The organism is Actinoallomurus acaciae (genome assembly GCF_042429965.1).
GTDB lineage: Bacteria > Actinomycetota > Actinomycetes > Streptosporangiales > Streptosporangiaceae > Actinoallomurus > Actinoallomurus acaciae.
The window spans coordinates 18,681-26,577 of the sequence record NZ_JBHLZP010000116.1; the positions used below are offsets into that span (position 1 = coordinate 18,681).

Below are 7,897 nucleotides of genomic sequence, written 5' to 3' on the forward strand. Positions count from 1 at the left end.
CGAACTCACCGAACAAGGCACCCGCCTCGCCGACACCGCCGGCGGCGTCACCAACGAAGCCTGGACCAACGCCGCCAAGCACTACGACGAAGACCAACTCGCCGCCCTGGTATCCCTCATCGCCCTCATCAACGCCTGGAACCGCCTGAACGTCATCACCCAGCGGCCCGCCGGCGACTACCAGCCCGGCCAGTGGGGATAGCGGCGCCTCGCCCCACGCCACCGGCATCAGACCCGATGGTGACGGCTTCCCGGTGGAGGGCGGGCTGACGCTGGACAACGGCCCGCTCTCCGGCGGCGGCGTCGCCCTCGGGGAGACGGCCGTCCTGCGGCCGTAGGCGAACGCGCTGAGGGCCGTCCCCGTACGGAACGGAGACGGCCCTCGACGTACGGCTACGACCAGGCGAGCATCCTCATCGGATCCTCCAGCATGGCGCCGACGTCGCGCAGGACGGCCGAGCCCAGCTCTCCGTCCACGATGCGGTGGTCGAACGACAGCGCCAGCGTCGTCACCTTGCGGATCTTGATCTCGCCCTCGTGGACCCACGGGATGTCCCGTACCTGGCCGAAGGCGAGGATGGCCGATTCGCCCGGGGTCAGGATCGGGGTGCCCGCGTCGACGCCGAAGACGCCCACATTGGTGATCGTCATCGTGCCGTCCGACAGGTCGGCCGGCGTCGACTTGCCCGCGCGGGCCGTCGCGGCGAGGTCGCCCAGCGCCCGCGCCAGGTCCGGCAGGGACAGGTCCTGAGCGTCCTTGATCTTCGGGACGACCAGGCCACGGTCGGTGGCCGCGGCGATGCCGAGGTTCACGTAGTGCTTGACCACGATCTCCTGGGCGGCCTCGTCCCACATCGAGTTGATCATCGGGTGCCGGCGGGCCGCCAGCAGGAGCGCCTTGGCGACCAGCAGCAGCGGCGAGACCTTGACGCCCTCGAAGTCGGGCAGGTCGCGCAGCCGCCGGGTGGCGTTCATCGTCTCGGTGACGTCGATCTGGAGCCACTCGGTGACGTGCGGCGCGGTGAACGCCGACTGCACCATCGCCGCCGCGGTGTGCTTGCGCACGCCGCGGACCGGGATGCGCTCCTCCCGCTCCCCGGCGGGCCGCGCCGGAGCGACGGCGGGGGCCGGGGAGGCCGCCTGCTGGATGTCGTCACGTGTGATCGACCCCTGCGGCCCGGTGCCGTTGATCGTGGCGAGGTCGACGCCGAGGTCCTTGGCGAGCTTGCGCACCGGCGGCTTGGCCAGCACCGCGACCCGCGCCCCGCCGCCGTTCGGCGAGGAAGCGGCCACCGGCCGTACGGAAGGAGCCGGAGAAGCCACAGGAGCCGGAGAAGCCGCAGGAGTCGCCTTCTTGCGCGGCCGCCGCGTCGTCGTGCTCTGCTTCACCCCGTACCCGACCAGCACCGGCACGCGCTTTTGCTGCTGCGGCGCCGTCGGGTCGACCTTCGGGGCGACGCTGCCCACCGTGCCCGGCTCCTGGGCGCTCTCCGGAGCCGGCTCGGTCACCTGGTTCGCGGCCTCGGCCGACGCCGAGCCGCCGACGTCGACCGTGATGATCGGTACGCCGACGTCGACCGTCGTGCCCTCGGTGACGAGGAGCTCGGTGACCGTTCCCTCGTACGGGCACGGCAGCTCGACCACGGCCTTGGCCGTCTCGATCTCCAGGATCGTCTGGTTGACCTCGACCGTGTCGCCGGGCTGGACGTGCCACTTGACGATGTCGGCCTCGGTGAGCCCCTCACCGACGTCCGGCAGCTTGAACTGCTTCAGCTCACCCATGCCTCACCATTCGAAGGTCCGGTCGACGGCGTCGAGGACGCGGTCGAGGTCGGGCAGGTAGTGATCCTCCAGGCGCGACGGAGGGTACGGTGTGGAAAACCCGCCGACCCGCAGCACCGGGGACTCCAGGTGGTAGAAGCACTTCTCGGTGATCCGGGCGGCCAGCTCCGCGCCGTACCCGCTGAAGACCGGCGCCTCGTGCACGACCACGCACCGGCCCGTACGGCGCACCGACTCCATGACGATCGACTCGTCGAGCGGGTTCAGCGAGCGGATGTCGACGACCTCGATCGAGCGTTCCGCGTCGGCCTGCGCCGCCTCGAGGCAGGTCTTGACCATCGGCCCGTACGCGAGCAGCGTCACGTCGGTGCCCTCGCGGGCGACGACCGCCGACTCGAACGACGGCGCGGCCGACAGGTCGAGCTCGACCGGCGCCTTGTCCCAGTAACGCCGCTTCGGCTCGAAGAAGATGACCGGGTCCGGGCAGGCGATGGCCTGCTGGATCATGGTGTACGCGTCGGAGGGGTTGGAGCAGGCCACGACGCGCAGGCCACCCGTGTGGGTGAAGTACGCCTCGGGGGACTCGCTGTGGTGCTCGACCGCGCCGATGCCGCCGCCGAACGGGATGCGGATCACGACCGGCAGTTCGAGCGTGCCGAGGGAGCGCAGCCGCATCTTGGCGAGCTGAGAGGTGATCTGGTTGAAGGCGGGGAACACGAAGCCGTCGAACTGGATCTCACACACCGGCCGGTAGCCGCGCAGCGCGAGGCCGATGGCGGTGCCGACGATGCCCGACTCCGCGAGGGGCGTGTCGATGACCCGTGCCTCGCCGAAGTCCTTCTGCAGGCCGTCGGTGACCCGGAAGACACCGCCGAGCTTGCCGACGTCCTCGCCCATGACCAGGACCTTGGGGTCATTCTCCATGGCCTTGCGCAGGCCTTCGTTCATGGCGCGGGAGAGAGACAGGGTCTCGGTGCTCAATGTCGAGCTCCCCTCTTGCCGGACCGGTGAAGGGCGCCGTCGCGCTTCATCTGGTCACCTCCTCGAAGGAACCAAGATAGGACGTGAACTGATCGCGCTCGCCGGCCAGTAGCGAGTGGTCCGTCGCGTAGACGTTCTCCCAGATGGCCGTCGCCTCGGGGTCGGGCAGTTCCAGACAGCGTTTGCGCACGTCGGAGCCGATCTTCTTCGCCTCGTCGTCGATCGACTCGAAGAACTCCTTGTCGGCCATCTGGTTCTTGACCAGGTAGGCCTTGACCCGCTCGATCGGGTCCTTGAGCTTCCAGGCCTCCAGCTCGGCCTGGAGCCGGTAGCGCGTCGGGTCGTCCGTCGTCGTATGCGCGCCCATGCGGTACGTGAACGCCTCGATCAAGGTCGGGCCCTGGCCGCTGCGCGCGTTGTCCAGCGCCTTGCGCGTCACCGCGAGCACGGCGAAGACGTCGTTTCCGTCGACGCGGATGCCGGGGAAGCCGAAACCCTCCGCGCGCCGGTACAGCGGGATCCGCGACTGGCGCTCCAGCGGCTCGGAGATCGCCCACTGGTTGTTCTGGCAGAAGAACACGATCGGGGCGTTCTGCGCGGCGGACCAGACGAACGCCTCGTTGACGTCGCCCTCGCTCGTCGCGCCGTCGCCGAAGTAGACGATCGCCGCGTCCTCGCCCCCGTCCCGCTGGATGCCCATGGCGTACCCGGCGGCGTGCAGGCTCTGGCTACCGATGACGATCGTGTAGAGGTGGAAGTTGTGCTCCCTGGGGTTCCAGCCCGAGTGGTTGACCCCGCGGAACAGGCCCAGCACGCTCACCGGATCGACGTCGCGGCACCAGGCCACCCCGTGCTCCCGGTAGCTCGGGAACGCCATGTCGTTCGGCCGCAGCGCCCGTCCGGAGCCGATCTGCGCGGCCTCCTGGCCGAGCAGGGACGCCCACACGCCCAGCTCGCCCTGCCGGGTCAGCGCGAGCGCCTCCTGGTCCAGCCGCCGCACGATCACCAGATCGCGGTAGAGGCTCTTGATCTCATCGGCGGTGAGCTCCACGTCGTATTCGGGATGTTCGACGCGCTCTCCCTCGGGGGTGAGCAGCTGAACGAGTTCGGGTGGGGGTTGTGCATCGGTGCCCGGGGGCGCACCGTGCGCGGCGTCGATGGTCACGTGGCCACTCCTCGTGCGTTCAGGGCCGGTCCGTGGGATCACCGCGTCCGACCTGGTTACGCGTCGCCCCTCCCGCGGATCTCGGCGAGTACGGGCGCCGTATCACCGTCATCGTGGCAGACACCTCCAAGTCGGGCGCAAGCCACGACGGCTACGGGAAACGTACCCGGAACGTTGTGCCGTGGCACCAACGCCATCGGGGGTAGGGATTCGGTAGGGGGGAGGTGGTTCGCCATGACTTTCTTCGAGCTCCCCGGCATGTTGATCGACGGCGGGTGGCGGCCGGCCGGAGAGAGGGGTACGGCGGAGGTCAGGTCCCCGTACGACGGGTCCGTTGTGGCTCGTGTGCCGGCGGCCGGGGTCCGCGACGTCGACCAGGCGGTGGCGGCGGCCCGTACGGCCCTGGCCCGCGACGATTTTCCGCGCACCGACCGGATCCGCGTGCTGGAGCAGACCGCCGCCGCGCTGAACGACCGGCTGGAGCACTTCGCCCACGCCATCGCCCGCGAGGCGGCCAAACCGATCATGACCGCGCGTGAGGAGGCCCGGCGGGCGGTGGAGACCTTCGCGTTCTCGGCCGCCGAGGCGCGGCGGCTCGCCGGCGAGATGGTGCCCATGGACGCCTCGACGGCGGGAGCCGGCAAGCTCGGCTTCACGCTGCGGGTGCCGATCGGCGTGGTCGCGGCGATCTCACCGTTCAACTTCCCGCTGAACCTCGTGGCCCACAAGGTCGCCCCGGCGATCGCGGCGGGCTGCCCGGTCGTGCTGAAACCCGCCTCGCAGACGCCGGTGTCGGCGCTGCTGCTCGCCGAGCTGCTGGACGGCCTCGGGGTGCCGCCGGGATGGCTCGGCGTGGTCACCGGGTCCGGCTCCGTCGTCGGCGACGCGCTGGCCACCCACGACGACGTCGCGTACGTCACCTTCACCGGTTCGGCCCCGGTGGGCTGGGCCCTCGCGGCGAAGGCGCCGCGCAAGAAGGTACGGCTGGAGCTGGGGTCGAACTCCCCCTTGATCGTCGAGACGGACGGCGACTGGGCGCGGGCCGCGAAGAAGGCACGGATGGCCGGGTTCGCACACGCGGGGCAGTCGTGCATCTCCACGCAGCGGATCTACGTGCACGAGGACGTCGCGGACGAGTTCACCGCGGCGCTCGTCCACGGCGTGGAGAGCCTGCGCCTCGGCGACCCGCTGGACGAGCACACCGAGGTGTCCGCGCTGATCAGCAGGGACGACACGGCACGCGTGGTCGAATGGATCGAGGAGGCGGTGACCGCGGGCGCGAAGGTGCTGTGCGGCGGCGAGATCACCGAGGACGGCCTGCTGCGCCCGGCGGTGGTCGAGGACGCACCGCCGACCGTGCACCTTCAGCGCGATGAGGTCTTCGGGCCGGTCGTGACGCTGACGCGCTACCGGTCCTTCGAGGAGGCGCTGGCACTCGCGAACGACGCGCGGTACGGCCTGCAGGCGGGCGTGTTCACCACCGACCTCGGCAAGGCGCTACAAGCCGCGCGCACACTGCGATTCGGCGGCGTGCTGATCAACGAGGTGCCGACGGCCCGCGTCGACCAGCAGCCGTACGGCGGCGTACGCGACTCCGGCAACACCCGCGAGGGCCCGGCGTACGCGATCCGCGAGATGACGGAGGCACGCCTCGTCTCCCTGGAACCCTGACCAGGCCCCGCCCGAAGACAGGCCCCGCCCGAAGACAGGCCCCGCCCGAAGACAGGCCCCGCCCGAAGACAGGCCCCCCGAAGACAGGCCCCGCCCGAAGACAGGCCCCGCCCGCCCAGGGGGCGCCGACCCCAATTCCATTGTCCAGGGACCGCGCCCGCCAAGGGAAGGCTGTGTGACAGGCTGTGGACAGCCCACGACCCGGCGACTTCGGGCACGCTCTAGATGAGCAGCGCTCCGGAACGCTTGAGGTGTTCGATGACGGGTGCCGTCTCCAGGCGTTCGATGGCCTCCAGGTCGCCGAGGCGTGTGGTGATGTAGTCGTACAGGTCGTGGACGTCGCGGCAGCCGACTAGAGCCATGAGGTTCGCGGGGCCGGTGGTCGCGGCGGCGAGGGCGACCTCAGGATGGGCGGCGAGTGTGGCGCCGACCTGGCTCAGCCGGGTCGGCGGGACGGAGAGCCAGAGCACCGCCTCGGCCGGATAGCCGAGCAGCTCGGGGTCGATGTCGACGTCGAAGAACAGCGCCCCGGTCATGCGGAGGTGCTCCAGGCGGCGCTGGACCGTGGACGGGGACCAGCCGGTGGCCGTGGCCAGTTCCGGATAGCCGGTGCGGCCGTCGAGGGCCAGTTCCGCGAGAAGGGCCTCGTCGGCGGCGCTGAGCGTCAACGCCCCCGTCCCGGTCGGCGGGTCGTGGCGCAGCCGCCGTACCTGCTCGGGGGTCAGGGCCTCGGTCCGGCGCCGCCAGCCGGTCGGGCCGCCGGCGTACATGTGCAGCAGGCAGTGCGCGGTCACGGCGATGACCTTCGGGGTTCGGGGCAGCCGGTCGAGCAGGGGCGCGTCGCGCAGGCGGGGGCCGTGGGCGCGGGCGAAGCACACGATCTCCGTGCCGGCGGACGTGAGGCTCACCCAGGAGGTGTCCGGCCGGCGGGCCAGGGCCTCCGCGATCGGGGTGGCGGCGCCGGGGGCACACCGCAGGCGCAGCGCCCACATGACCTGGCCCACGCGTGCGGGGTCGGGCAGGCCGACCACGCGCAGTGCGCCCGCCGAACGCAGCCGGCGGTAGCGCCGGGCGACGGTCTGGTCGGAGACGCCGAGGGCCTCGGCGATGACGTTGAAGGGAGCGCGCCCGTCCAGCTGGAGGGCATGAGCGATCTTCCTGTCCAGCAGGTCGATCGTCACTGTTTCCATCACTGAACGCTAGTGAACGTCGGATTCTTGCGGCAACCCCGCCGTGGATCACACCGACGTCGCCGGCGGCGACATCGTGTCCGTGGACGCCGGACTGAAACCGGCCACGATCACGAGAGGCGACATCGATGACCATGGACACCGACTACCTGGACCATTCGGTCACCATCACGCGCGACTACGGGGCGGTGTGGCAGCTGTACGACCGGCTCGGCTTCACGCTCAGCCCGCCGTCGCGGCACCGGGTCACCGTCACGGCCGGCGGGCCGATGGTCCCCAGTTGCACCGCGAACCGGTGTGCGTACTTCGGCGAGTCGTTCATCGAACTGATCGGCATCGTCGATGAGCAGGCACCGGACCCATGGAGGGTGCTGCCGCTGCTCGAGAGGTACGAGGGGCTGCGCGGCGTCTCCTTCGGACTCGGCGACTCGGAGACGGCGTTGCGGCGGCTGCGAGCGGCGGACCTGGAGTCCGGCGCCGGGATCACCCGGCTGGAGCGGCCGGTCGACACCCCCGACGGCTCCAGGACCATGCGGGCGCGGGCCGTGCACCTCGACCGGGCGAAGACCCCCGAGGGGATCGTGCACGCCGCCGAGCACCTGACCCCGGAGCTCGTGCACCAGCCGCGCTACCTCGACCACCCCAACGGGGCACGGCGCCTCGATGGCGTGCTCCTGGTGGTCGCCGATGATGAGCTTGATGGCTATGTTGACCGGTATGCGGCGATCCTGGCCCGGTCCGCGACCGAGGACGGGCCGCGCCGGGTGTTCGCGCTCCGGTCCGGCCGGATGGAGATCGCGCCCGCGTCGGCCCTGGAAGCCCTGCTCCCGGGGATGACGGCGACGGCACCTCCGTTCTTCGCCGCCCACGCGGTCGCGGTGGACGACCTGGGCGCGGCGCGGAGGCTGGTCGAGTCCGGCGGGATCGCCACGCGTTCCGCGCCGGACGGGTTCTTCGCCGACGCCCACGGCGCCGCCGTCGTCTTCCGGGAGGCCTGATGGACCCGATCGTGACCACCGCGGCCGGGGCGGTCCGCGGCCGCCGGGACGGGCGGGTGACCGCCTTCCTGGGCGTCCCGTACGCCGCCGCGTCGCGGTTCGCGCCCCCG

General features: G+C 71.2%; 7 protein-coding genes. 3 read left to right on the forward strand and 4 right to left on the reverse strand.

Annotation, left to right across the window (positions count from 1 at the left end; translation table 11 throughout):
- The coding region (locus ACFFNX_RS17585) for a carboxymuconolactone decarboxylase family protein (RefSeq protein WP_512699852.1) at window positions 1–202 on the forward strand (202 nt) is incomplete at its 5' end.
- Window positions 203–393: 191 nt separating this feature from the next.
- Here ACFFNX_RS17585 and ACFFNX_RS17590 read toward each other — a convergent pair.
- From ACFFNX_RS17590 to pdhA, 3 genes are read right to left on the reverse strand one after another with little or no spacing between them, the layout of a single operon-like run.
- Complete coding sequence (locus ACFFNX_RS17590) at window positions 394–1,782, reverse strand: dihydrolipoamide acetyltransferase family protein (RefSeq protein WP_378202742.1); 1,389 nt, start codon at window positions 1,780–1,782, stop codon at window positions 394–396.
- Between the two features lie 3 nt (window positions 1,783–1,785).
- Window positions 1,786–2,763, reverse strand: a complete 978-nt coding sequence (locus ACFFNX_RS17595; protein ID WP_378202745.1) for an alpha-ketoacid dehydrogenase subunit beta — start codon at window positions 2,761–2,763, stop codon at window positions 1,786–1,788.
- Between the two features lie 46 nt (window positions 2,764–2,809).
- Window positions 2,810–3,928 carry a pyruvate dehydrogenase (acetyl-transferring) E1 component subunit alpha gene (gene pdhA, locus ACFFNX_RS17600; RefSeq protein WP_378202748.1) on the reverse strand — a complete coding sequence of 373 codons (1,119 nt, stop codon included), beginning with the start codon at window positions 3,926–3,928 and terminating at the stop codon, window positions 2,810–2,812.
- Window positions 3,929–4,162: 234 nt separating this feature from the next.
- Here pdhA and ACFFNX_RS17605 point away from each other — a divergent pair, with 234 nt between their 5' ends.
- A complete protein-coding gene (locus tag ACFFNX_RS17605; RefSeq protein WP_378202751.1) occupies window positions 4,163–5,599 on the forward strand; it encodes an aldehyde dehydrogenase family protein in 1,437 nt (478 codons plus the stop codon).
- Between the two features lie 221 nt (window positions 5,600–5,820).
- Here ACFFNX_RS17605 and ACFFNX_RS17610 read toward each other — a convergent pair whose 3' ends face one another.
- Entirely contained in the window at window positions 5,821–6,789 is a 969-nt protein-coding gene (locus tag ACFFNX_RS17610) for an Lrp/AsnC family transcriptional regulator (RefSeq protein ID WP_378202755.1), read from the reverse strand.
- Window positions 6,790–6,917: 128 nt separating this feature from the next.
- On the opposite strand from ACFFNX_RS17610, the gene ACFFNX_RS17615 reads away from it, so the two are divergent.
- Window positions 6,918–7,787 (forward strand): VOC family protein, encoded by an 870-nt coding sequence (locus ACFFNX_RS17615; protein ID WP_378202758.1) that lies wholly within the window; start codon window positions 6,918–6,920, stop codon window positions 7,785–7,787.
- Window positions 7,788–7,897: the final 110 nt, after the last annotated feature.